This window comes from Mycolicibacterium aichiense (assembly GCF_010726245.1).
In the GTDB taxonomy this organism is placed as follows: domain Bacteria; phylum Actinomycetota; class Actinomycetes; order Mycobacteriales; family Mycobacteriaceae; genus Mycobacterium; species Mycobacterium aichiense.
The window spans coordinates 1,153,038-1,177,939 of record NZ_AP022561.1 but is presented as its reverse complement, the minus strand read 5'-3'; the positions used below and the strand labels follow the sequence as shown (position 1 = coordinate 1,177,939).

20 protein-coding genes are annotated in these 24,902 nt (G+C 67.9%); 7 read left to right on the top strand and 13 right to left on the bottom strand.

The genetic code is table 11. The features are described 5' to 3' along the window. The first annotated feature begins 52 nt into the window (after window positions 1-52). A complete protein-coding gene (locus tag G6N32_RS05745) occupies window positions 53-2,665 on the top strand; it encodes a LuxR C-terminal-related transcriptional regulator (RefSeq protein ID WP_115316827.1) in 2,613 nt (870 codons plus the stop codon). Between the two features lie 55 nt (window positions 2,666-2,720). Next, the gene (locus G6N32_RS05740; protein ID WP_276047869.1) at window positions 2,721-3,764 is read left to right on the top strand and encodes a nucleoside hydrolase; all 1,044 of its coding nucleotides are present in this window, start codon (window positions 2,721-2,723) and stop codon (window positions 3,762-3,764) included. Here G6N32_RS05740 and G6N32_RS05735 read toward each other — a convergent pair. Both G6N32_RS05735 and G6N32_RS05730 read right to left on the bottom strand, forming a co-directional pair. Further along, on the bottom strand, window positions 3,755-5,332 hold the full coding sequence (locus tag G6N32_RS05735; protein WP_115316828.1) for a DNA polymerase Y family protein: 1,578 nt from the start codon (window positions 5,330-5,332) through the stop codon (window positions 3,755-3,757). The two genes, G6N32_RS05740 and G6N32_RS05735, sit on opposite strands and share 10 nt — an antisense overlap. Before the next feature lies 1 nt (window position 5,333). Next, on the bottom strand, window positions 5,334-6,020 hold the full coding sequence (locus G6N32_RS05730) for a DnaE2-dependent mutagenesis accessory factor ImuA' (protein WP_115316829.1): 687 nt from the start codon (window positions 6,018-6,020) through the stop codon (window positions 5,334-5,336). A 155-nt stretch (window positions 6,021-6,175) separates the two neighbouring features. On the opposite strand from G6N32_RS05730, the gene G6N32_RS05725 reads away from it, so the two are divergent. Next, entirely contained in the window at window positions 6,176-7,075 is a 900-nt protein-coding gene (locus tag G6N32_RS05725; protein WP_276047861.1) for a fructose bisphosphate aldolase, read from the top strand. A gap of 10 nt (window positions 7,076-7,085) precedes the next feature. On the opposite strand, the gene G6N32_RS05720 is transcribed toward G6N32_RS05725, so the two are convergent. Both G6N32_RS05720 and guaA read right to left on the bottom strand, forming a co-directional pair. Then, the gene (locus G6N32_RS05720; protein ID WP_147291947.1) at window positions 7,086-7,952 is read right to left on the bottom strand and encodes a PPE family protein; all 867 of its coding nucleotides are present in this window, start codon (window positions 7,950-7,952) and stop codon (window positions 7,086-7,088) included. A gap of 32 nt (window positions 7,953-7,984) precedes the next feature. Further along, on the bottom strand, window positions 7,985-9,553 hold the full coding sequence (gene guaA / locus G6N32_RS05715; RefSeq protein ID WP_115316831.1) for a glutamine-hydrolyzing GMP synthase: 1,569 nt from the start codon (window positions 9,551-9,553) through the stop codon (window positions 7,985-7,987). Window positions 9,554-9,797: 244 nt separating this feature from the next. Here guaA and G6N32_RS05710 point away from each other — a divergent pair, with 244 nt between their 5' ends. Together G6N32_RS05710 and G6N32_RS05705 are read left to right on the top strand one after the other, a co-directional pair. After that, window positions 9,798-10,598: a beta-phosphoglucomutase family hydrolase gene (locus G6N32_RS05710; RefSeq protein ID WP_115316832.1), complete on the top strand. Its 801-nt coding sequence runs from the start codon at window positions 9,798-9,800 to the stop codon at window positions 10,596-10,598. Then, window positions 10,595-12,949 (top strand): glycoside hydrolase family 65 protein, encoded by a 2,355-nt coding sequence (locus G6N32_RS05705; RefSeq protein ID WP_115316833.1) that lies wholly within the window; start codon window positions 10,595-10,597, stop codon window positions 12,947-12,949. The genes G6N32_RS05710 and G6N32_RS05705 overlap by 4 nt, the downstream gene beginning before the upstream one ends. Before the next feature lie 4 nt (window positions 12,950-12,953). Here G6N32_RS05705 and G6N32_RS05700 read toward each other — a convergent pair whose 3' ends face one another. The 3 genes from G6N32_RS05700 to guaB all read right to left on the bottom strand — a co-directional run bounded on the left by G6N32_RS05700 (window position 12,954) and on the right by guaB (window position 17,552). Continuing rightward, entirely contained in the window at window positions 12,954-14,690 is a 1,737-nt protein-coding gene (locus G6N32_RS05700; protein WP_115316834.1) for a GMC family oxidoreductase, read from the bottom strand. Window positions 14,691-14,815: 125 nt separating this feature from the next. Further along, the gene (locus G6N32_RS05695; protein WP_115318802.1) at window positions 14,816-15,943 is read right to left on the bottom strand and encodes a GuaB3 family IMP dehydrogenase-related protein; all 1,128 of its coding nucleotides are present in this window, start codon (window positions 15,941-15,943) and stop codon (window positions 14,816-14,818) included. A 19-nt stretch (window positions 15,944-15,962) separates the two neighbouring features. Beyond that, window positions 15,963-17,552 (bottom strand): IMP dehydrogenase, encoded by a 1,590-nt coding sequence (guaB, locus tag G6N32_RS05690; protein ID WP_272871143.1) that lies wholly within the window; start codon window positions 17,550-17,552, stop codon window positions 15,963-15,965. Between the two features lie 99 nt (window positions 17,553-17,651). On the opposite strand from guaB, the gene G6N32_RS05685 reads away from it, so the two are divergent. Further along, window positions 17,652-18,056, top strand: coding sequence for a DUF5319 domain-containing protein (locus G6N32_RS05685; protein WP_036340680.1), 405 nt, complete (start codon window positions 17,652-17,654; stop codon window positions 18,054-18,056). Window positions 18,057-18,094: 38 nt separating this feature from the next. On the opposite strand, the gene G6N32_RS05680 is transcribed toward G6N32_RS05685, so the two are convergent. The 3 genes from G6N32_RS05680 to G6N32_RS05670 form a co-directional block, all read right to left on the bottom strand. Beyond that, a complete protein-coding gene (locus G6N32_RS05680; protein WP_115316835.1) occupies window positions 18,095-19,393 on the bottom strand; it encodes an anti-sigma-D factor RsdA in 1,299 nt (432 codons plus the stop codon). After that, a complete protein-coding gene (locus G6N32_RS05675) occupies window positions 19,386-19,964 on the bottom strand; it encodes a sigma-70 family RNA polymerase sigma factor (protein ID WP_115316836.1) in 579 nt (192 codons plus the stop codon). The genes G6N32_RS05680 and G6N32_RS05675 overlap by 8 nt, the downstream gene beginning before the upstream one ends. Window positions 19,965-20,051: 87 nt before the next feature. Continuing rightward, entirely contained in the window at window positions 20,052-20,861 is an 810-nt protein-coding gene (locus tag G6N32_RS05670) for a hypothetical protein (RefSeq protein WP_115316837.1), read from the bottom strand. Between the two features lie 378 nt (window positions 20,862-21,239). On the opposite strand from G6N32_RS05670, the gene G6N32_RS05665 reads away from it, so the two are divergent. Next, entirely contained in the window at window positions 21,240-21,530 is a 291-nt protein-coding gene (locus tag G6N32_RS05665; protein ID WP_115316838.1) for a WhiB family transcriptional regulator, read from the top strand. Between the two features lie 53 nt (window positions 21,531-21,583). Here the strand turns inward: G6N32_RS05665 and G6N32_RS05660 are convergent, their stop codons facing one another. From G6N32_RS05660 to G6N32_RS05650, 3 genes are all read right to left on the bottom strand, one after another. Continuing rightward, a complete protein-coding gene (locus tag G6N32_RS05660) occupies window positions 21,584-22,333 on the bottom strand; it encodes an SDR family oxidoreductase (protein WP_115316839.1) in 750 nt (249 codons plus the stop codon). 61 nt (window positions 22,334-22,394) lie between these two features. Then, window positions 22,395-24,059 carry a CocE/NonD family hydrolase gene (locus G6N32_RS05655; protein WP_237674103.1) on the bottom strand — a complete coding sequence of 555 codons (1,665 nt, stop codon included), beginning with the start codon at window positions 24,057-24,059 and terminating at the stop codon, window positions 22,395-22,397. After that, window positions 24,034-24,813 carry a DUF4349 domain-containing protein gene (locus G6N32_RS05650; protein WP_232077705.1) on the bottom strand — a complete coding sequence of 260 codons (780 nt, stop codon included), beginning with the start codon at window positions 24,811-24,813 and terminating at the stop codon, window positions 24,034-24,036. The genes G6N32_RS05655 and G6N32_RS05650 overlap by 26 nt, the downstream gene beginning before the upstream one ends. Between the last annotated feature and the right edge of the window lie 89 nt (window positions 24,814-24,902).

Genomic DNA, 24,902 nt, shown 5'->3' with positions numbered 1-24,902 from the left:
CAGTTCATAGCGACATCCAGCGTCCGGCCCGGTCGGCACTTAGGCTGACCGCATGGGGACGGGCTGGCAGCTACTGGAGCGGCCCGCCAAGCACGAGGTCATCAGGGCCGCGCTGTCTGACAGCGAAGCGTCCGGCGTGGTGATCACCGGTGCCGCAGGCGTCGGGAAGACGACGCTGGCCCGGTCGGTCACCTCCGCACTTCCGGGCCGCGCCCGTTGGGCCGCCTGCACGACATCGTCGAGCAGCATCCCGCTGGGCGCGTTCGCGCAGTGGGTGACACCCACCGAAGCACGGGATCCGATCGAGCTGCTGGTCTCGGCCCGGCAGTCCTTGCTGGCCGACGGGCCCGCGGTGATCGGAGTCGACGACGCGCACCTGCTCGATCAGCTGTCGGCCACCCTGCTGCACCAGATCGCCGTCGAGCGCACCGGGTCGATCGTCGCGACCGTCCGCAGCGGAGAACCCGTCCCCGATTCGGTGCTGACACTGTGGAAGGACGGCTACCTGCATCGTGTCGATCTGGAACCGTTCTCCAGGGAGGAATGCATCGCCCTGGTCGAGTCGGTGCTCGGCGGTACCCTCGAGGAGCTCAGTGCCAATGTGATCTGGTCACAGTCGGGCGGCAACCCGCTGTTCCTGCGGCACATGGTGGAGGCGGCGCTGGAGGCCGGCACCCTGGGCGAGGTCAAAGGCGTCTGGCAGTTGCGCGGGGCGACGACGGTGTCGTCCGGTCTTGCGACACTGCTGGAAAGCCGCTTCGACCACGCCGACCCCGACGCGGTGACCGCGCTGCGACTGCTGTCGCTGTGCGAGCCGCTGGACCTCGACGCCCTGGTGGAACTCGCCGGCGAGCAGGCGATCGACGCGGCCGAAAAGGCGCAGCTGATCCGGATCGACCGGGACGGCCCGACGTTGGCCGCACGGATCAGCCATCCGCTCTACGGCGACGTCATACGGCGACAGATCGGAACGGCGTCGGCCCGGAAGCTGCGCGGCCAGATCGTCACGGTGCTGAACCGGCGCAAGCCGACATCGGTGGCGGGGCGGATCAGGCTCGCGGAGCTGTATCTGGACAGCGACCGGACCGCCGACACCGGGCTGTTGGTCGCCGCAGCCAAGGACGCGGTATCGCTGGCCAACGCCCCGCTGGGAGAACGCTTGGCGCGCACCGCATTCGAACGCGAGGTCGGCATGCGATCCGCGCACCTGCTGTCACGGGCGTTGATGTGGCAGGGTAGGCCAGCCGAGGCCGACGAGATCCTGGCCCGGTTCGACCCCGACGTTCTCGACGAGGGTCAGCTGCTGCTGTGGGGGGTTCCGCGGGCCTCGATCGTGTTCTGGTCACTCGGTGAGGTGGAGCGTGCCTACGAGGTGATGGAGCTGCTGCGGCGCCGGGTCACCCATCCCGTCCTACGGCCGATGGTCGACGCGGCCGACGCCGCGTTCACGATCTTCGAGAACAAGCTGTCCGAAGGTCTGGCCAAAGCGGAGGCGGTGTTGTCCGATCCCGCGGCTCCCGAACAAGCGGTCGAGACCGCCGCCTTCGCGGCCGGGATGGCGATGCCGCTGGCCGGCCGCGGCGATGAGTTCACCGCGATCGTGGCGCGCTGCTTCGACACCCAGAAGTCGACCGATGGTCTGATCCGCATGCTCGCCAGGTATGGCGAGGTGCTCGCGCTCGTGCATACCGGCGAGCTCGACAAAGCCGAGACCCACGCCGTGAACTACGCCGAGTTCTCGTCGTCAGGAGAGTTCCTCGGGTGGGCGATCGCCAAGACGATGTCGGGTTTGGTGGCGACCTACCGGGGCCGGTTCGCCGACGCGATTCCGACGCTCGAGCAGGCGATGGCGGCGTTCAACGCGGAGAACTCGCTGCCGTGGCGGTTGCCCGGGCGGCTGTTGCTCGCACGTGCCTATGCCGGCCTGGGCAGAGCCGATGACGCTGAGCGGGTGCTGGCCGAGGCCGCCGAGCACGTCGGCCCGTCGGTGGCGCTGTTCGACCCGCAGGTGTTGGTCACCAAGGCGTGGATTGCCGCGGCTCGCGGCGGGGGGCGCCGCGCCGTCGAGCTGTCCCGCGCGGCTGCTGACGCTGCGCACCGCAGCGGGCAGCTGGCGGTGGAGGCCGAGGCATTGCACGACGCGGCCCGCTTCGGCGACCGCAGGTTGGCCAATCGGCTGCAGTCACTGGTGGCCGGTGTCGATGGTCCGCTGCCGCAGCTATACGCCCGCCACGCCGCAGCGGTGGCGGACTCCGACGGCGACGCGCTGGACGCGGTCAGCGTCGAGTTCGAGCGGGCGGGGCTGCTACTGTCGGCCGCCGACGCCGCCGCGCAGGCGGCCGCGATCCACCAGCAGCGCCATGACCGCCGCAAGGAGATTGAATCCGTAACGCGGGCAATGCGTTTGGCCTCCTTGTGCGGTGGCGCCTCCTCCCCCGCGATCCGGGCCGCGGCGCGGCCGCTGCCGGTGACGGCGCGTGAACTCGAAGTCGCCGAGCTGGTTGCAGCCGGGCTGTCGAACCGCGAGATCGCCCAGCAGCTGTCAGTTTCGGTGCGCACCGTGGAGGGCCACGTGTATCGAGCATGCCTCAAACTCGGTGTGTCCGATCGCGATGGGCTCGCCGCCATCATTCGCCCACGCGGTGCGCGCGATCCGCAGAGTTGATGCCCGGGCAGGTATCGTGACCGCGGTGAACCCCGGGGATGACCAGCCTACGGCCCTGCCAGTTTTCGCCGATGTCGATACCGGCGTCGACGACGCGATGGCACTGGTGTACCTGCTGGCAAGCGCCGATGCGAATCTCGTCGGCATCGCCTCCACGGGTGGCAATGTCGACGTGGATCAGGTGTGCCACAACAACCTCGGGTTACTCGAGCTGTGCGGAGCGCCCGCGATACCGGTGTCCCGGGGCGCCGACCACCCGCTGAGTACCGCGATGCGCACCGCCGAAGACACCCATGGTCCGGCCGGGTTGGGCTACGCCGAATTACCCCAGCATCACCGCGAACTCACCAGCTATGACTCGGCCGAAGCCTGGGTGCGCGCCGCCCACGCCCTACCCGGCGAGCTCATCGGTCTGGTCACCGGACCGATGACCAACCTCGCACTGGCTGTGCGCGATGAACCTAACCTGCCGTCGCTGTTGCGCCGGCTGGTGATCATGGGCGGGGCGTTCGACTATCGCGGCAATACCACTCCGGTTGCCGAATGGAACATCAGCGTCGACCCGGAGGCAGCAGCCGAGGTGTTCGATGCCTGGGGGCGGGCCGCGGATGCCGATACGATTGCCCCGCACCAGCTTCCGATCGTGTGCGGGCTGAACCTGACCGAGAATATCGCGCTGACACCGAAGATCCTGAGCCGCCTGGCCGCCGCGGCGGACACCGCCACCACCGCGATGAGCGTGCTCGACGCGCGGGGCACCCGGTCGACGGCCGACAACCACGTGTTCCGCGCACTCGAGGATGCGATGCGGTTCTATTTCGAGTTCCATTTCGACCAGAGCGAGGGCTATCTGGCGCATCTGCACGACCCGCTGGCGGCGGCGGTGGCACTCGATCCCGGGCTGATCCAGACACGCGCGACGACCGTGGATGTCGAGCTCACCGGAACACTGACCCGCGGCATGACGATCGCCGACTGGAGCCGCCGATGGGGCAGAGAACCCAACGCACACGTCGGCGTCGGGGTCGATCCCGAGGCGTTCTTCGACCGGTTCATCGACCGGGTGGGTCCGTTCGTGCAGCGGCTGGCTCATTCGTAGATGCCTTCCAGATACCACCGGCGCTGCCGATAACACAGCAGCAGCGCGGCACCGGGTTGGCCGTCCACCAGGACCTGAGCGCGTGCCGTGCGGCCGGTTCTGGACTGTTGGCCCTGATCCCACCACCGTTCGTCCACCGACCACGGCCCGGCCCACCAGCTCAGCGGACCCTGGTAGTGGTGGCCAGCACCGTCCAATCGCGCCGGCTCGGCAGTGAACATTCCGCGACCGGTGACTCGGACCGGATTGCCCTGAGCGTCAAGCAATTCCACCGGGTCATCCAGGATCACCACCGGAGCGGGCTCAGGGAGCCGGCCAGGCCACGGCCGGTCGGGGTCGGCTCTGGGCACCAGCTCGTCGCCGAGCGGGGTCAATGTGATGCGCTCGGCGGGACCACGACCACCGGACAACACCGGCAGCTGGACCGCCTCCTGCCCCAGTAGGCCCTGCACCCGAACCAGCGCCCGGCGCGCCCGCAACCGGTCCTCTTCTCCGACGCCGCCCCACAGGGGTAGCTGAAGTGCTTCTGCGGAAACAACTTCCACCGGATGCAGTCGAAGCATCGTCACCGGTGAGTTCGGGCGATCCTCAGGCCGGCGCCTGTTGAGCCAGCCGTCGAGCTGCCAGCGCACCCGATCGGCGGTGGCATCCTCGGTCAGCGGTTCGGCGCAGCGCCACACCCGGGTCAGCTCACCGCCGTTCGCGGTGACGGCGTGGATGGCCAGCCTGGTGCATCCCACACCGGCCGCCTCCAGGCTGCGATGCAGGGCGCCGGCCAGCGTCCGGCCGGCGAATGCCGCTGCGTCGACCCGGTCGACCGGCGGGTCACAGTTCAGCACCGCATCCAGGTCGGCCGCCGGCTCACGGCCGGACGGCCCGCGTACCGGTTCCCCGCGGGCGAAGCGGTGCGCGGCCACCGCATCGGCCCCGAACCGGGACGCGACATCGCTGCGCGACAATGCCGCGAACTGACCGAGGTTGCGAATACCCATGCGCCACAACAGGTCGGCAAGTTCCTCCCGGCCAGGACCCGACAGGCTGGGCTCACCGGACAGCTGGCGGATGGACAGCGCCGAGAGGAATCTGGCGTCCCCACCGGGCTCGAGTAGCCGGCCGGCGCGGGCCGCGAAGACAGCCGTCGGCAGCTGGTCGGCGATGCCCACCTGACATTCGGCACCGGCCGCGGCGACGGCGTCCACCAAACGCTCGGCAGCGGCGGGCTCGGAGCCGAAGTAGCGGGCAGCGCCGCGAACTCCCAACACCAGCAGCCCCGGCCGCAGCACCTCGGCGCGGGGTACCACCTCGTCGACCGCAGCCGTCACCCCCTCGAAGTAGCGGGCGTCGCGAGCCGGGTCGGCGGTGACCACGTGCAGCTGCGGGCAGCGGGCTTGCGCCTCGCGCCGGCGCAGCGTGCGTCGCACCCCGGCGGCGCGGGCGGCGGCCGAGCAGGCGATGACCCGGTTGGCCAGGGTGACCGCGACCGGGGCCGTCGCCGGCAGTCCGGCGGCCGCGGCTGCCGCGACCGCCGGCCAATCCATGCACCAGATCGCCAGCACCCGGCCGGTCATGTCAGCTCACCCTGGACCGCGCCGCGCGACCGTGCGCCCTGACCGACAGCCGCACTCTGCTGATACGGCCACAACCCGATACCGGGGCATCGCCACGACTCCCGGTGATCTCATAACCGTGCACCCGAGCGTCAAGGCGCATCGTCGCGCCGTGCCAGTCCCCCCGGGCAACCAGCAGGGTGCAACCCTTCTGCCGGGCCCGGGCCACCACCGCCCGTGCCCGGGTGGCGGTCACCGTCCGCCCGGCCAGCCCGAGAACAACCAGATCCATCCCGTCCATCAACACCGCGGCCACCTCGACGGGGTCGGTGCCGGGGTCCGGGATCATCGCCAGCCGACTCAGGTCCGCGCCCATCTCCACCGCGGCCAGCAGACCGAAATCCGGCAGTCCGACCACGGCCACATGTCCGCCGCCTGCCGTGACCGCCGCCGCCATACTCACCGGAAGGGAGAGCGCTCCCGACGCCACTGCGACAGCGCCGCGCGGCAACCCCGCCGGCAGCTGTTCGGCCAGCGTTTCAGGGACCGGCAGCAAACTTTCAGAGGCAGGAATCACCTCATCCGCCACATCCGTAACAGGCCGGGTGACGCCCACCTTCCCGGATACCGCCGCCATCTTGCGCCGCAGCTGTTCTAGCTGCTCAGCACGGTCAGGCTGACGTTTATCCAGGGCAATTGCCGCCGTCATCGGCCACCTCCAACCGCGATCCCGATTCACCGTGTTCGAATGTATGTTCGATAGTCCGAGTAAACACCCACCCACCGACAGCGTCAAGCGCGGAAATCTCCCGGCTGCGTACCCAAGCCGACGTTGGTGACGGGGGCGAAATCGCACCTGGCACGATGCAGGGCATGACGATCAACCGCGAACAAGCTGACAAGGTGGCCAACGGAGCCGGCTTCATCGCCGCGCTCGATCAGAGCGGCGGCAGCACCCCCAAGGCGCTCAAGCTCTACGGCATCGCCGAGGACGCCTACTCCGGTGACGAGCAGATGTTCGACCTCGTGCACGAGATGCGCACCCGGATCATCACCAGCCCGAGCTTCAACGGCGATCGGATCATCGCGGCCATCCTGTTCGAGATGACGATGGACCGCGAGGTCGACGGCCGCCCGACCGCCGACTACCTGTGGAACGTCAAGAACGTCGTGCCGATCCTCAAGGTCGACAAGGGTCTGGCCGCCGAAGAAGACGGCGCCCAGGTGATGAAACCCATCGACGGCCTGGACGCGCTGCTGTCCCGCGCGAGGGAGAAGGGCATCTTCGGCACCAAGATGCGCTCCGTGATCAAACTGCCCGGCGGTGGCCTGGACGCGGTGGTCGAGCAGCAGTTCGCGATCGCCCGCCAGATCCTCGACGCCGGACTCGTACCGATCATCGAACCCGAGGTCGACATCCACAGCCCGGAGAAGGCTGCGGCCGAAAAGCAGCTCAAGTCCGCGATCATCGGCCACCTCGGTGCCCTCGGTGACGACCAGCAGGTGATGCTCAAACTCACCCTTCCCGACACCGACGACCTCTACCACGAGCTGGTCGAGCACCCCAAGGTGATGCGGGTTGTCGCACTCTCCGGCGGCTACAACCGGACCGATGCCTGCGAGCGCCTGGCCCGCAACCACGGTGTCATCGCGAGCTTCTCCCGGGCGCTGACCGAGGGACTGACCGCCCAGCAGAGCGACGACGAATTCGACAAGACCCTGGATGAGGCGATCGCCGAAATCGCCGCTGCCTCAGCGACTTAAGAGGACGGGCTCAGGGCTTCGCGGCGGGGTGATAATTCAGCATCCCGCCCACGTCCTGAGCCCACATCCCCGCGTACATGGCTTCGGTCGCCACGATCCCGGGCAGATTGCCCGTGAACACGTTGATGGTGGCCAGCTGCGCCAACTGCGCGCGGTTGGCGCCCACCACTGATGGGGGCACACCCGCGAGGAACGCCGATTCGTAGGCCGCCGCCCCCGCCGCCGCCTGGGTGGCCGCGCTCTCGGCCTGTCCGGCCCGTGCGCTCAACCATCCGGCGTAGCTGCTCGCGGCATTCGACATCGCCGCCGATACCGGCCCAGCCCACGTTGCCGAGCTCAATCCTCGGGACGCTCGATCGAAGCCCTGCGCCGACTCGTTGAGTCCATTGGCGAGGTTGTTCCACCCCGAAGCGGCATCCAACAACGCAGCTGAATCCGAACCGCTGTACATCCGGTTGGAGTTGACCTCAGGAGGCAGCGCGTTGAAGTTGAACACGGCGATCCGCGCGTTGGTGTTGAACGCCTTTTCTTGCGCGTCGATCGCTTTGTCCTGCTCGGCGATCGCCTTGTCCTGCTCGGTCAAGGGATTGTCGGCCACGGCTTTCGTGCGTACCCCGGCGACAGTGGTGCGGTTCTTCGGCTTCGTGGCCTGCGACGGCGTGGACTGCTTCGTGGACTGCAACGATGCGCGCTTCTGGTGATGAGCCGCCCCTGAGTGACCCGTCCCGGTGCTGTCCGCGTGCGCGGTGCCCGACCCGCCGGCTATCACGACGCCAACGCCCAGGGCAAAGATTCCCGCACCCATCCAGATGTAGGTCCGAACCGGTCCGTTCACCGTGAAAACCTCCCCGACCTGCACCGCGAATCGACGCAGCAAACACCCACGTTAACGCAGGTAAGGACGGTTGGTTACTCCCATTCGATGGTGCCGGGGGGCTTGCTCGTCACGTCGAGCACCACCCGGTTCACCTCGGGCACCTCGTTGGTGATGCGCGTCGAGATGCGCTCCAGCACCTCGTAGGGCACCCGGGTCCAGTCCGCGGTCATCGCGTCCTCGCTGGACACCGGCCGCAGCACGATCGGATGACCGTAGGTACGTCCGTCGCCCTGCACGCCGACCGAGTGGACATCGGCCAGCAGCACCACCGGGCACTGCCAGATCTGGCCGTCCAGACCGGCCGACGTCAGCTCCTCGCGGGCGATCAGGTCGGCCCGGCGCAAGGTGTCCAGCCGGGACGCCGTCACCTCACCGACGATCCGGATACCCAGCCCGGGACCCGGGAAGGGTTGGCGGCCGACGATGTCCTCAGGCAGGCCGAGCTCGCGGCCCACCGCTCGCACCTCGTCCTTGAACAGCAGCCGCAACGGCTCGACGAGCTTGAACTTCAGGTCGGCGGGCAGACCGCCAACATTGTGGTGGCTCTTGATGTTTGCCGTTCCTGTTCCGCCGCCGGACTCGACGACGTCGGGATACAACGTGCCCTGCACCAGGAATTCCACCGGATGACCGTCGGAGTCGTTCTCGGCGAGCAGGTCTCGCACCGAACCCTCGAACGCGCGGATGAACTCCCGGCCGATGATCTTGCGCTTGCCTTCCGGGTCGTGCACACCCGACAACGCCTGCAGGAAGCGCCCTTCGGCGTCCACGGTCACCAGCCGGGCGCCGGTGGCGGCCACGAAATCCCTTTGCACCTGCTCCCGTTCACCGGAACGAAGCAATCCGTGGTCGACGAACACACACGTCAGCCGGTCTCCGATGGCACGCTGCACCAGCGCGGCGGCCACTGCGGAATCCACCCCGCCGGACAGACCGCAGATGGCCTTGCCGTCGCCGATCTGCTCCCGAACCTGCTCGATCAGGCTCTCGGCGATGTTGGCCGGGGTCCAGCTCGCACCGATGCCGGCGAAGTCGTGCAGGAAGCGGCTGAGCACCTGCTGGCCGTGAGGGGTGTGCATGACTTCCGGGTGGTACTGCACCCCGGCCAGCCGACGGGCCCGATCCTCGAACGCTGCGACCGGCGCACCGGAGCTGACGGCCACCACCTCAAACCCCTGCGGCGCCGAGGTGACCGCGTCGCCATGGCTCATCCACACCGGCTGCGAACCGGGCAGGCCCGAATGCAGTTCCCCACCAAGCACTTCCATTTCGGTACGGCCGTACTCACTGGTGCCGGTGTGGGCGACGGTCCCGCCGAGCGCCTGGGCCATGGCCTGGAATCCGTAGCAGATCCCGAATACCGGCACATCGAGATCGAAGACAGCCGGATCGAGTTGCGGGGCGCCGTCGGCATACACGCTGGCCGGTCCGCCGGAGAGCACGATTGCCTGCGGATCCTTGGCCTTGATCTCCTCGACAGTCGTGGTGTGCGGGATGACCTCGGAGAAGACCCGGGCTTCCCGGACCCGACGGGCGATCAGCTGGGCGTACTGGGCGCCGAAATCGATCACCAACACAGGACGAGGCGAGGGGGATGTCACGCATAGAGTCTAGTGCGCGCAGATCGCCCGACCCGTTCGGCAGGCGCAGGTAGCGTTCGGTTGATGAAAGCCCTGCCGGCGGCGCTGGCCGTCGCTGCGTGGGAGCCGGTCCGTGGCGACCTCGCCAGGCTCGGCGCGCGTGTCACCCTTCCCCCAGGTCACGGGGCCACTCGGGCCAACCGCCAGGTCGACGGGCGGCGGGTACTCGTCGTGACCCCACCCAACCGTGGCGGTAGGCCCAGGAATGTTCTCGGGTAAGAACGGGAATGGACAGCGGGGGGATCGACAAAGGAGACCGCGAGTGCTGGGACTGCCAGACGAGGTACATGCTTGCTTGTTCGACCTCGACGGCGTCTTGACCGACACAGCCCGGGTGCACACCCGCGCCTGGAAGTCGATGTTCGACAGTTACCTCGAGCGACGGGCGCAACGCGCTCACACCGCCTTCGTGCCGTTCGACCCGGTGCAGGACTACCGGACCTACATCGACGGCAAGAAGCGCCAGGACGGCGTGCGCTCCTTCCTGGCGAGTCGCAACATCGATCTGCCCGACGGCGACGAGTCCGACCCCTCCACCGCCGAGACGATCAACGGGCTCGGTAACCGCAAGAACGCGCTGTTCCAACAGATCCTGCAGAAGCAGGGTGTGGAGGTGTTCGAGGGTTCACGTCGCTACCTCGAGGCCGTCCACGACGCGGGAATTCCGGCGGCGGTGGTGTCGTCGAGCGCCAACACCGAACAGGTTCTCCAGATCACCGGCCTGGACCGCCTTGTCCAGCAGCGGGTCGACGGCGTGACGATCCGTGACGAAAACCTGCGCGGCAAGCCTGCGCCCGATTCGTTCCTGCGCGGAGCGCAGCTCCTCGACGTCAAACCGGCGAACGCCGCGGTATTCGAAGACGCACAAGCCGGTGTCGCGGCCGGACGGGCGGGAAACTTCGGCTTCGTCGTCGGCGTGGATCGGCTCGGGCAGGCTGATGCGCTGCGGAGCAATGGTGCCGACATCGTCGTCACCGACCTCGCACAGTTGCTCGACGCGAAATGATCAGCGGCGAAGCGTTTCCGATCGAGCCCTGGCAGGTCCGGGAGACCCATCTGGATCTCGACCAACTGGCGCAATCGGAGTCACTGTTCGCTCTGTCGAACGGACACATCGGCTTTCGCGGCAATCTCGACGAGGGCGAACCGTTCGGGATCCCGGGGACATATCTGAACTCCTTCTACGAGACCCGGCCGCTGCCGTACGCCGAATCCGGCTTCGGCTACCCCGAGGACGGTCAGACCGTCGTCGACGTCACCAATGGCAAGATCCTGCGGCTCCTGGTCGACGACGAGCCCCTCGACGTGCGATACGGCGACCTCGACGAGCATGAGCGGATCCTCGACCTGCGCGCAGGAACGCTCACCCGTCGCGTGCTCTGGCGTTCACCGGCGGGCAAGCAGATCCGAATCGTCTCGACGCGGCTGGTGTCCCTGGTCCAGCGCTCGGTGGCGGCGATCGAGTACGTGGTCGAAGCCGTCGACGAATTCACCCGTGTCACTGTGCAATCCGAGCTGGTGGCCAACGAGGATCAACCGGAACAATCGGACGATCCGCGGGTGTCGGCGGTGTTGAAGCATCCGCTGGAGGCGATCCAGCACGAGGTCACCGAAGAGGGTTCGCTGCTGGTGCACCGCACCAAAGCGAGCAAGTTGATGATGGCTGCGGCGATGGATCATCTGGTCGAAGTCCCCGGCCGGGTGGAGATCGACTCCATCGCGCACCAGGACATCGCGCGCACCACGGTCATCTGCGGGCTCCGCCCCGGCCAGAAGCTGCGGATCGTGAAGTTCCTGGCCTACGGCTGGTCGAGTCTGCGCTCACGCCCCGCGCTGCGAGACCAGGTGGCCGGCGCACTGGCCGGGGCCCGCTACACCGGCTGGGAGGGTCTGGTTAAGACGCAGCGGGACTACCTCGACGAGTTCTGGGACTGCGCCGACGTCGAAGTCGAGGGCGACCCCGACGTTCAGCAGGCGGTGCGATTCGGTCTGTTCCATGTGATCCAGGCCAGCGCCCGCGCCGAACGCCGGGCGATCCCCGGCAAGGGTCTGACCGGGCCGGGCTACGACGGCCACGCATTCTGGGACACAGAGGGTTTCGTGCTACCGGTGCTGACCTACACCAAACCCGAGGCTGCCGCCGATGTGCTGCGCTGGCGCTCCTCGATCCTCGGCCTGGCCAAGAAACGTGCCGAGCAGCTCGAACTCCAGGGCGCGGCGTTCCCCTGGCGGACAATCCGCGGGGAGGAGTGTTCGGCCTACTGGCCCGCGGGCACCGCGGCGTGGCATGTCAACGCCGACATCGCCATGGCGTTCGAACGGTATCGGACGGTCACCGGAGACCACTCACTGGAAAACGATTGTGGACTAGCGGTTCTCGTCGAGACCGCCCGGTTGTGGATGTCGCTGGGACATCACGACCGCGACGGCGTCTGGCACCTCGACGGTGTCACCGGTCCCGACGAGTACACCGCCGTGGTGCGCGACAACGTGTTCACCAATCTGATGGCCGCGCACAACCTTCGGACTGCCGCCGACGCCTGCAACCGCAATGCCGAAACGGCATACGAGATGGGTGTCAGCACCGAAGAGACCGCGGCATGGCGAAATGCCGCCGACAGCGCCCACATTCCGTACGACGAGCATCTGGGCGTACACCAGCAATGTGAAGGCTTCACCCGGCTGAGGGAATGGAACTTCACCGACGACACCGTCTACCCGCTGCTGCTGCATCAACCGTACGTGCGGCTGTACCCCTCCCAGGTGATCAAGCAGGCCGACCTGGTGCTGGCGATGCAGTGGCAGAGCCATGCGTTCACCGATGAGCAAAAGGCCCGCAACGTCGACTATTACGAGCGCCGAACGGTGCGCGACTCGTCGCTGTCGGCCTGTACCCAGGCCGTCATGTGCGCCGACGTCGGGCATCTGGAGCTGGCCCACGACTACACCCAGGAAGCGGCGCTGATCGATCTTCGGGATCTGCACCACAACACCCGCGACGGTCTGCACATGGCGTCGCTGGCCGGAACCTGGACCGCACTGGTCGCCGGCTTCGGTGGCCTTCGCGACGACGAGCACATCTTGTCATTGGATCCTGCTCTGCCGGAAGAGATCTCCAGGTTGAAGTTCGGGCTGCACTGGCGCAAGTACCGGCTCACCGCCGATGTCAGCCACGACGAGGTCACCTACACGCTGCGCGACGGGCCCGACGGACGGCTCACGATTCGGCACGCCGGTGACGAGCTGACCTTGACCACCCGCAACACCACGACGGTGCCGCTGAGGATTCGGCGCGCCCTGCTCCCCACCCCCGAGCAGCCACCGGGCCGGGCGCCGCGCAGGCATATCACGCAGTGAGTCGCTACGCCCCGGTGTTGATCGGCTCGATCGGCAGGTTGCGCAGGCCGCCGGGCGCGTGGGTCGGCACCACCGGATTCTTCGGCGCGATCGGCGCGAGGCGGCGGTAGGGCTGTCCCTGCTCGGGACGCTGGTCCTCTTCACCCTTGTTGGGCCACAACGACGTTGCCCTCTCGGCCTGAGCGGTGATGGACAGCGACGGGTTGACGCCGAGGTTGGCCGACACCGAGGCGCCGTCCATGACATGCAGCGTCGGGTAGTTGTACACCCGCTGATAGGGGTCGATGACCCCGTTCTCCGGGCTTTCGCCGATGGCCGCACCGCCGAGGAAGTGTGCAGTCAGCGGGATGTTGAACAACTCGCCCCAGGTACCGCCGGCCACCCCGTCGATCTTCTCGGCGACACGACGAGTCACCTTGTTGCCCACCGGAATCCAGGTGGGGTTCGGCTCGCCGTGACCCTGCTTGCTGGTCATCCGCCGTCTGCCGAACGCACCGCGCTTGGTGTAGGTGGTGATCGAGTTGTCCAGATGCTGCATGACCAGCGAGATCATCGTGCGCTCGCTCCAGCGGCGCGGGCTGAGCATCCGGATCATGCCCTTGGGATCTTCGCCGGCGTTGTCGAGCAACTGCTTCCAGCGCGGTACGTCGCTGCCCTCGGGTCCCGGTCCGTCGGTCATCAAGGTCTGCAATAGACCCATCGCGTTGGAACCCTTGCCGTACCGGCACGGCTCGACGTGGGTATCCGGACTGGGATGGATCGAGGACGTGATCGCCACCCCGTGGGTGAGGTCGAGATCGGGCCGGGCCTCCAACCGTCCTGCGCCGACGATCGATTCGGAGTTGGTCCGCGTCAGCACCCCGAGCTTGTCCGAGAGTTTGGGCAGCGTGCCGGTGTCGCGCATCTTGAACAGCAGTTTCTGGGTGCCCCAGGTGCCTGCCGCCAGGATGACCTGGTTGGCGGTGAACGTGCGGCGGTCCTTGCGGGCCACCCGCCCGGTGCGCACGGTCTTGATCTCCCAGACACCGTCGGGGCGCTGCGCGAACCCGGTGACGGTGGTCATCGGGAAGACTTGGGCGCCAGCCCTTTCCGCCAAGCCGAGGTAATTCTTCACCAGGGTGTTCTTGGCGCCGTGGCGGCAGCCGGTCATGCATTCACCGCATTCGATGCACCCGGTGCGGGCCGGGCCGACGCCACCGAAGTACGGGTCGGGCACGGTCTTGCCGGGGGTCTTCTCGCCGTCGACCCCGAAGAACACTCCGACCGGGGTGGGGGTGAACGTGTCACCGACTCCCATCTCGTCGGCCACTTCCTTCATGATGCGGTCGGCGTCGGTGAAGGTCGGGTTCTTGACGACGCCCAGCATCCGCTGGGCCTGGTCGTAGTGCGGCATCAGCTCGGCGCGCCAGTCGGTGATGTTCTTCCACTGCGGGTCGTTGAAGAACGGGTCCGGCGGCACGTAGAGGGTGTTGGCGTAGTTCAGCGATCCGCCGCCGACGCCCGCCCCGGCCAGGATCATCACATTGCGCAGCAGGTGGATGCGCTGGATGCCGTAGCAGCCCAGCCTCGGCGCCCACAGGAATTCCCGCAGTCGCCAGGAGGTCTTGGCGAACTCGTGGTCGGCGTAGCGGCGGCCCGCTTCCAGAACGCCGACCTTGTAGCCCTTCTCGGTGAGGCGCAGCGCGCTGACGCTGCCGCCAAAACCCGAGCCGATGATGAGAATGTCGAAATCCGGCGCCATACAACCCAGTATGAACTTACCGGCGGGTAACAAGCTAGCGAGGTGCGCCTAAATCTTCGAGCGTCACCCTCGCGTCACGTTCGGCGCCGAGCGCTTCGCTGATGTGACGCGCGGCGCAGTCAAGCTCAGCGGCCGACGGTCAAACCGACCTTCTGGAACTCCTTGAGGTCGCAATACCCGGCCTTGGCCATCGACCGGCGCAGGCCGCCGACCAGGTTGAGCGAACCGAACGGGTCGTCGGAGGGCCCGTTGAGCACCCGGTCCAGCGACGGCCGCTCCCCCGCGGCGATCTGCAGCAGGGCGCCGCGCGGCAGCGACGGGTGCGCCGCGGCCACCGGCCAGAACCAGCCGTCGCCAAGGGCCTCGGCGGATTCGGCGAGCGGGGTGCCGAGCACGACGGCGTCGGCGCCGCAGGCGATGGCCTTGGCGAGGTCGCCGGAGGTGTGGATGTCACCGTCGGCAAGCACGTGGACGTAGCGGCCGCCGGTCTCATCGAGGTACTCCCGCCGAGCCGCGGCAGCGTCGGCGATGGCCGTCGCCATCGGCACGCTGATGCCCAGCACCTCGTCGCTGGTGGTCACCCCGAACGTCGAGCCGTAGCCCACGATGACGCCTGCGGCGCCGGTGCGCATCAGGTGCAGCGCGGTGCGGTGATCCAACACACCGCCGGCGACCACCGGGACGTCGAGCTCGGAGATGAAGGTCTTCAGGTTCAGCGGTTCGCCATCGGAGGCCACCCGCTCGGCGGAGATGATCGTCCCCTGGATGACCAGCAGATCGATGCCCGCCTGCACCAGTGCGGGCGTCAGCGCCTGCGCGTTCTGCGGGCTCACCCGGACGGCGGTGGTGACGCCGGCGTCGCGGATGCGGGACACCGCCGCACCGAGGAGCTCGGGGTCCAGCGGCGCGGCGTGCAGCTGTTGGAGCAGGCGGATCGCCGCGGACGGTTCGGGCTCCTTGTCGGCAGCCTCGATGATCTCTCTGATCTTGGACTCGACGTCGGCGTGGCGGCCGATCAGTCCTTCACCGTTGAGCACACCCAGGCCGCCGAGGCGGCCGAGTTCGATGGCGAATTCCACCGACACCAGAGCGTCGGTCGGATGAGCGACGACGGGGATCTCGAAGCGGTAGGCATCGAGCTGCCACGCCGTGGAGACATCCTTCGACGACCGGGTCCGCCGGGACGGAACGATGGTGACCTCGTCGAGTTCGTACGTGCGGCGGGCAGTTCTGCCCATGCCGATTTCAACCATGTCGCGCACAGCGTGACCCCTAGCGGGCGTAGTAGTTGGGGGCTTCGACCGTCATGGTGACGTCGTGCGGGTGGCTCTCCTTGAGGCCCGCGGCGGTGATCCGGACGAACTGCGCATGCTGCAGTCCCTCGATGCCGGACGCGCCTGTGTAGCCCATGGCGGCGCGCAGGCCGCCGGTGAGCTGGTGGATCACGGTGGCCAGCGGTCCGCGGAACGGCACGCGTCCCTCGATGCCCTCGGGCACCAGCTTGTCCTCACTGAGCACGTCGTCCTGGAAGTAGCGGTCCTTGGAGTAGCTCCGCCCGGTGGATCCGGCAGCGCCCCGGCCCTGCATCGCGCCCAGCGAGCCCATGCCGCGGTAGCTCTTGAACTGCTTGCCGTTGACGAAGATCAGATCGCCGGGGGCCTCGGCGGTGCCGGCCAGCAGGGAGCCGAGCATCGCCGTCGACGCACCCGCCGCCAGCGCTTTGGCGATGTCACCCGAATACTGCAGGCCACCGTCGGCGATCACCGGCACACCGGCAGGCCTGCACACCGCGGTGGCCTCGAGAATCGCCGTGATTTGTGGTGCTCCGACGCCGGCCACCACCCGGGTGGTGCAGATCGATCCCGGGCCCACACCGACCTTGACCGCGTCGGCACCGGCCTCGACCAGAGCCGCGGCGCCGCTGCGGGTGGCGACGTTGCCGCCGACGATCTCGACCCGATGGCCCACCTCGGCCTTGAGCTTGCCGACGGTGTCGAGCACCCGGCGGTTGTGGGCGTGCGCGGTGTCGACGATCAGCACGTCCACGCCGGCGTCGACCAAGGCCATCGCCCGGTCCCACGCGTCGTCACCGACGCCGACGGCCGCACCGACCAGCAGTCGGCCATCGCTGTCCTTGGTGGCCAGCGGGTGCTGCTCGGTCTTGACGAAGTCCTTGACGGTGATCAGTCCGGTGAGCCTGCCGTGCCCGTCGACGATCGGCAGCTTCTCAATCTTGTTGCGCCGCAACAGACCCAGTGCGGCGTCGGCGGTAACGCCCTCCTGGGCGGTGATCAGCGGCGCCTTGGTCATCACTTCGGCGACCGGCTTGTTCATGTCGACTTCGAAGCGCATGTCGCGGTTGGTGATGATGCCGACAAGTGAGCCCTTCGAGTCGACGACCGGCAGACCCGAGATCCGAAACCGGGCGCACATCGCGTCGACTTCGGCCAGCGTGTTCTCCGGCGAGCAGGTCACCGGGTCGGTCACCATGCCGGCCTCGGACCGCTTGACCATCTCCACCTGTCCGGCCTGCTCGGTGATGGACAGGTTGCGGTGCAGCACACCCATGCCACCCTGGCGCGCCATCGCGATCGCCATCCGGGCCTCGGTCACGGTGTCCATCGCGGAGCTGACCAGCGGCACCTTGAGCCGGATCTTCTTCGTCAGCTGGCTCGACGTGTCGGCGGTGGCAGGCACCACGTCGGAGGCGGCGGGCAGCAGCAGCACATCGTCGAATGTCAGACCCAGCATCGCGATCTTGTTGGGGTCGTCGCCGCCGGTGGGAACCGATTCCCCCAGCAGGGCATTCAGATGCGCGGTCAAGCCGTCGATGCGGCCGGTGCTGCCTTCGGCAATGGTCATCGGTGAGGCCCCCATCAGTGGCGGAATGAGGACACCATCCTATCGGCTCACGGTCACGTTCCCTGGCGCGATACCCGCCGCGTTACGTAGTGTGGAGCCGTGCGCGACCACCTCCCACCAGGCCTGCCACCAGATCCGTTCGCCGACGACCCGGCCGACCCGTCGGCAGCGTTGGATGCGCTGGAACCGGGTCAACCCCTGGATCCCCAGGAGCGCGCCGCGGTCGAGGCCGATCTGGCAGATCTGGCTGTGTACGAGGCCCTGCTGGCGCACCGCGGCATCCGCGGCCTGGTCGTCTGCTGCGACGAATGCCAGCAAGACCACTACCACGACTGGGATATGTTGCGCGCCAACCTACTTCAGTTGCTGGTCGACGGAACCGTCCGCCCGCACGAGCCCGCATACGATCCCGAGCCCGACGCCTACGTCACGTGGGATTACTGCCGCGGATATGCCGACGCCTCACTCAACGAAGCGACGTCGGACTACGACGGCTTCCGCTGAACGCGGCGTCCACTTCCGCCGAGCGCGAAACCTCTGATCTACCCGCCGAAGCTGGGCAGCTTGGGCAATTGCGGTAGCGCAGGCGCCTGCGGCATCGGGAACATCATCGTGGTGGTCATCACACCACCCGGTGACTGCATCCGCGGGGTCTGGATGACCGTCGACGGAATCGACGCGATGGTTTGAGGCACCGTCGCGGTCGCAGTCGCCGTTGCGGTCGCCGCTACCGACGGCGCCGCTGACGCCGACGATTGCTCCACGACGGCCGACGACGTCGCCGCCGCGGCCGGGGACTGCGGGGCCGTCGTCGTCGCCGCGGCCGGCGACTGGGCCGCCGAACTGGGGCTGGACGTACCGGCCAACGTGGTGGTGGTTGTGGTCGTCGTCGGCAATCTGGTCGTGGTCGTCGTCGCGCTCGTCGGCGTGGTGGGCTCCGTCGTCGACTGTTGCGTCGTCGTCGGCTGTGTCGTCGTGGTCGGCGCGACGGTCGTCGTCGACGGGGCCGTCGTGGTGGTCGACGGATCGGTCTGGTCCACCGACGAGGTCGGCGTCTCCGACGTCGACGGGCCGAGGGTGCCGGTCCCGTCGGGCGTCGTCGAGATCGTGATCGACGGCAGGCCTGGGACGCTGGTCGGTGGCACCTCGGGGCCGTCGGTCGGGGTGATCACCGCCGGGACGAGCTCAGGGGCTGATGCCGGAACCGTATAGGTGATGCCGGGTGGCACGGTGGCCTCCGGATCCTTCTGCACGACCTTCGCCGACAGCTGGTTCCACTGGTCGAGGACCTGCTGCTTCTCCGGCTGGTCGGCCACTGCGCTCACCTGGCTGTTGACCTCGACCAGCTTGGCCTGCGCCTGCTGCCAGTCACCCTGGGCGACCAACTGCTGCACCTGCTGGAGCTGCTCCTTGGCCGACGCAAGGGCAACCTGGTCGTCGCGGACCTGGGTGGGGGCACCGAACAGCCACGAACGCAGTCCGAACAGCGCGTCGCCCGGTCCGGCACCGGCCACAACCGCGCCGAAACCGCCGAGGGCCAGTACGCCGGCGGCTGCCGCACCCACGATGCTCAAACCACGCCGGCTGCGTCCGCTGCTCTGCTTCTCCGCCAGCCCGGCGCGCAGTGCGGTGACCGCGTCACGCTCGGTGATCAGACCGGTCGCCGGCGGCCAGCGCATCTCGTCACGCCACCCGCCCAGCAGGTCGGCCAACTCGGCGTCGGCCCGGTCCTGGGGGGCCACCGGGTGACCGGTGGCCAGGGCCTCGATGAAGCGCTCACTGGCCAGGATGGCGTCCAGCGACGGATCGTCGTTGCGGGAATTGCGTCCGAAGTCAGGCATAGCCGTTACCCGCCGCCGTGATCTCGGTCTTCAGCTTGGCCAGCGCGCGGTGCTGGGCGACCCGCACCGCCCCGGGAGTGCTGCCGACTGCGTCGGCGGTCTCTTCGGCGGACAACCCGACCACGATGCGCAGCATGAGGATTTCGCGCTGCTTCTCGGGCAGGATCTCCAGCAACTTGGTCATCCGCGCGGCGGAATCCGACTGCATCGCCATCTGCTCGGGCCCTGCGTCGAGCGAGAACCGCTCCGGCACCACATCGGTGGGATCGGATCGGTTACGGGCCGCGGCGCGATGCGCGTCGGCGACCTTATGGGCAGCGATGCCGTACACGAAGGCCAGGAAGGGGCGACCCTGATCCTGGTAGCGCGGCAGCGCCTGGATGGCGGCCAAGCAAACCTCCTGAGCGACGTCGTCGGCGGAGAGACCGACCCGCTCCGTGGCCCCGAGGCGAGCCCGGACATAACGGACCACGATGGGGCGGATGGTCTCCACAACTTCCCGGAGGGCATCCCGGCTGCCGGCCACTGCTTCAGCAACGGCGGCGTCGAGACGTTCTCCTGGAATTGTCATCGACGGCGATATCTCCAACGTTACGTACGGGACGCTTCCCGGCAGCCATTCAGCTAGACAATATCGGCCCAAACTGCCGATCGGGCGTTAGCGGCCGCTCCATCGGCCGCCGCGCCGTGTGATAAGGCCAGCACAATCGTCTCGGATGGCCGAGACCTGCTGTGACGTAAGAGATGCAGAACCGATATCGGCCAGCAGACACGCCAGCGCCCACCGCAGCGGGACCAGACCATGGGCTTCGGTGTCGCGCAACGCGGCATCGGCGACCGCACGAGCGGACTCGAGCGCCCCGGCACAACAGAGCGCCGCGGCGAGCACCACGTCGCTTTTGACCCGATGCCGTCGCAAGGCGGGCGACGCCTCCTCGGCAATCTCGATCCCACGCCGCGCGTGCGTCACGGCCTCCTCGCCTCGGCCACCGGCCATCGCCAGTTCGGCGCGCACCCATTGCAGGCGGATAGCCAGCCGCGGCACGCCGGACCCCCGCGTCAACTCACCGGCCCGCTCGAGCAGTCGCGCCGAGGCCGCGAGCCGGCCCACTCCCAGAGCGTCGGCGGCCAAGCCGACGACCGCATCAGCACGGGCCTGCACGACCGTCGGGTGATCGCCGGAGGTCTGCGCCAGCGCCAGCGCGCGGCCGTCCCAGCCGGCTGCCAGCCGGTGCCCTCCGAGCTGGCGCAGCAACGACGCCTCGGTACTCAGCGACAGCGATGCGAACGCCCCGGCGGGGTCCCGGCGGCGCAGCGCCGCGAGGTCTGCCCGCGCGCTGCTGTATCGGCCCTGCCCGGCGGCGGCGACCGCCCGATGCCAGAGCTGTTCGGCTGTGTGCGCGGCGGGCAGTGGCCAGCTGCCGGGGTGGTCGCCGAAGGCGGCGGCGGTCAGTGCGGAGACGTCCATCTGACCCGGCACGCTATCAACCGAGGACGGAAAAGATCTCAGTTAACAGTTCATGGTCGCTGTGTTACGGCTGTGTTTACTACCTATTGAGCACCAGGAATTCAGGTGCCCACGCGGAGGGCGCCGTACTGCGCAAATCACGAAACCATCACGATCGACGCGCATTGGATAGCACGCCGCCCGGCGGCGGTGGGTCGCAATGATGAACGTGATGTAAATTCTCGAGCTGCGATTATGTGATTGCGCACATGGCACGGCTATTGACGCGCTTTGCGAAGCGCCCCTAACTTGTGAGCACGAGTAGTCACCGGCGACAGTGCTCAGATCGGTTCCACAACTCACGCATATTGAAAGATGTGCGGAGAGAGGGGTTTTCCAATGCCACAGCCGCAGCAGCTACCTGGCCCGAACGCAGACATCTGGGATTGGCAGATGCAAGGCGTCTGCCGAGGTGTCGATTCGTCGATGTTCTTCCACCCCGACGGCGAGCGCGGCCGCGCGCGGGCTCAGCGTGAGATGCGCGCCAAGGAAATGTGCCGCAGTTGCCCGGTGATTGCCCAATGCCGTTCCCACGCACTGGCTGTCGCCGAGCCGTACGGGATCTGGGGCGGATTGAGCGAAGCGGAGCGCGAGTTGTTGCTCAAGCGCGGAATTCGCCGGTCCGCCTGATTATCTAGCAAACTTGAGAAGAGGCCCATCCTGATCCAGGGTGGGCCTCTTCCTCACTGAGCGCCCGCTGCCAGCCACTGTTCGAACGTCGTCGGGGCTATCCGCGCACCGTCGCCGGGAAGCAGGACATTGCCGGCGAACTCGACTCCCTGCGGCCCCTCCCAGGTCGGCACCAACGTCACCGACGTGCCGCGCACGGCGTGGGTCCGGCGCGCCATATCCACCAAATCCTGAGTCTCCGGACCAGCCACGTCGACGTATCTGCCCTGCGGTGCGCCGACCGCAATCTCGGCGAGCACCGCGGCGATATCGTCCGGCGCGATCGGTTGGACGAGCAGCGGTGGAATGAGTGCGACACCGTCCTGCTCGGTCCACCCGGCAACCATCGCCGCATAGTCGTGGAATTGAGTCGCCGGGACGATCGTCCACGGTATCGGGCCGGCCTCGATGAGGTGTTCCTGCGCCACTTTGCCCAGATGGTGGGCGGTCCTGGCTTCCTGCCGGTGGATCCCCACGATCGAGAGAAGCACGTGGTGGCCCACTCCGGCCCGTTGCTCGGCTGCGAGCAAGTTTGTCGTCGTCGTTGCGAAATACTCACGGGTCTCGTCCGCGCCCATGGGCGGCGCGCTGATGGCGTCGACCACCGCGTCCACCCCGCTCAGCGCCGCATCCAGGCCTTCGCCGGTGATCAGGTCGACACCGTCGGAACGGCTGATCCGCACGACGTCATGCCCGCCGCGCCCCAGGGCCGCGACGGTGCGAGCACCGATGTTGCCGGTTGCGCCTGCTACCGCGATACGCATGGAAGACCTCCAGTGTCGAGAACGGATACCTGTTGGCTCGAACGCCGCCGTGTTCGCATTCTCATCCCGGTATCACCGGAACAGTGAGCGCCGAGGCGCCCGGCCCCCAGTGCACGACCGCACTCCCCCGCCGGCTCGGTGTGTACCGCGCGGGCAGATGGCCGAAGAGCAGGTTGAACGGTTCGAGGTAGCGCCCGGCGATCAGAAGCCGAAGTTCGTCGCCGGCCCGAAACAGGGTCGAGGAGGCGCTCAATGCGATGTCGGTATCGACAACCTCTCCCGCGCATAGCGGCTTGAGCGCGTCCAGTGAGTCCCGCAGCGCCAGCCGAAGCCGACCATCGGCGATCCGGTCCCGGCCGTAGCCGTAAGACCCCTCGAATGGCACGTACTGCCCGTCGCTCCATTTTTCGACGCCGACGAACAGGTGCGCGTCATCGATGCCGTCCAGCGAGACCCGCAGCCGCAGGCTCATCGGGCCGGTGAGCTCGACATCGCGGTCGAAACGGTGCGAGAACGCGATGGCTTGTCGGCGCAATCGGAACGTCGCGGTACCGGCGGCCACGGGCGCCGACTCGACCAGCGTTCCGTGGTCGCCGAGATGCAGTGCGGTCCAGCGTGTCCGGCCAAGTGGCCACTCGTTCTCGGCGCGCACTGCGACCACGGCGTCGCGGCGTTCACGGACTTCCAGGCGAACGCGCGGGGGCGCGGGTACGTCGAGATTGCGCAGATGACGGTCGAAGAACGCCGTCTGCGCACGCTGGGCGTCCTCGCTGTAGAAGACAGCCCATTTGCCGCCGCGGTGCGTGTACGCGCTGCGCTCGGCTGAGCCCGCCTGTTCGATCAGCCGCCACGAGCCCTGACTGTGCAGATTGTGGTCGGAGAAGCTGGCACAGGCCAAGATTGGCACCTCGATGCGGGCGAGGTCGGGGGTGATGGATTGCCACCACGAGTCCCGCAGTGGATGCCGACGCCGCTGCTCGCCGATGTCGACCGACAGTCGGGCGACGCGGCGCGTCAGGGTCTGCCAGATCACCGAGAAGCCGCGCTCGGGTACTCCGCCCGGTGTCATGAAGTCGCGGTAGGCGTCGGTGAACCCCTCCCAGGGACAGATCGCCGCGAGATGCGGCGGATGCAGGGCGGCCGACTTATATTGCGAGAGAGCCAGATACGACACGCCCAGCATTCCCACCCGACCGTTGGACCACGGCTGCGTCCCGGCCCATTCGATCAGGTCGTAGGTGTCGCGGGCCTCGTCGTCCGACAGCAGCGAGCCGGTCCCGTCGGAGGTGCCCGCACCCCGCGCATCGGCGTTGATCACCGCGTAGCCCCGCGCGACCCATGCCACCGGGTCCGGCGCCTCCCATCCGGTTTCACTCGAAATCTGAAAGGGCGCAGGCTGGTTCATGATCCGGAATTGAAAGTTGAGCCGCCACCCCCGGCGAGTTCGGCGCGGCAGGGCATCCTTGCCGTAGGGGTGCACCGAGACGATGACCGGGAAGGGGCCCTGCCCGGGTGGGCGATAAAGGTTGACGCGCAACGTGACTCCGTCGCGCATCCGGACAGCGACGTCGTGATCCTTGAGCAGGTCGTCCGGTGCGGGCACGACGATCACCGGAGGACGCAGAAAGGTCCGGATCCGACGGCGGGCGTAGGCCACTGCGCCGGGGCGTCGCCATGGCCGGTCGTATCGGGGCGCCATGTCAGCGGGGCGGGGCCTCGTCCTCATCGGGAGCACCGACCGTGGCGGGTTGCGGAGGTTGCACGGGTTGCGGCGCCGGCTGTCGGGCCTTCGTGAGTCGCACGATGAGGTAGACAATCACACCGGCGACCGCCAGCACCGCGAGCCAGGGCAGCAGCAGACCGAACAGCAGCACCAGATTGCCGGCCACGGAAACCAGCGTGTCCCAACCACGTTCGACCTGACCGAAGAATCCGCGGTACTCGGTGGGCGCCGGGCCGCCGATCTCCTGGGCGATGAAGGTGACGTCGACGGTGCTGTAGTCGATCTGGTCGCCGAGCGCTTGTCGCTGGGCCCGCAAGCTGTCGAGGTCGGCCTGTCGTTCCGACAGTGCGCTTTCGGCTTTGATCAGTGCATCAGGGTCCTTCGCGTCGCGCATGATGCCGAGCAACCGGTCGACCGAGGTCTGCAATGCCGTGATCCGGGCGTCGAGGTCGACGCGCTGGGCGGTGACGTCGTCGGCGCTCACCTGGACATGCTCGACAGTGCCCAGCGTCTTGAGTTCCCGAAGCGTCTCGTCGAGCTTGGCGGCCGGGACCCGCAAGACGACGGTCGAGCGAGCTCGTCCGGTACCGGATCCCGCGTCCTCGGAGCGGCTGTCGACGCGGCCCTTCGCGGTCTCGACGATGACCGCCGCCTTGTCGGCGGCCTCTGCCGGGTGGGCCACCGAGATCGACATGGACGCTGTTTTGACCACATCCCGTTTGGCCGTTGGGGGTTGACCCGGTGCGTCCTGCGGCATCGGCGCGCCGGCACCCTCGACCGAACTGACCGACGGCGCGGGCGCGGTCGGCGGGCGCGGACTGGATCCGGCGCACGCCGTCAGCGGAC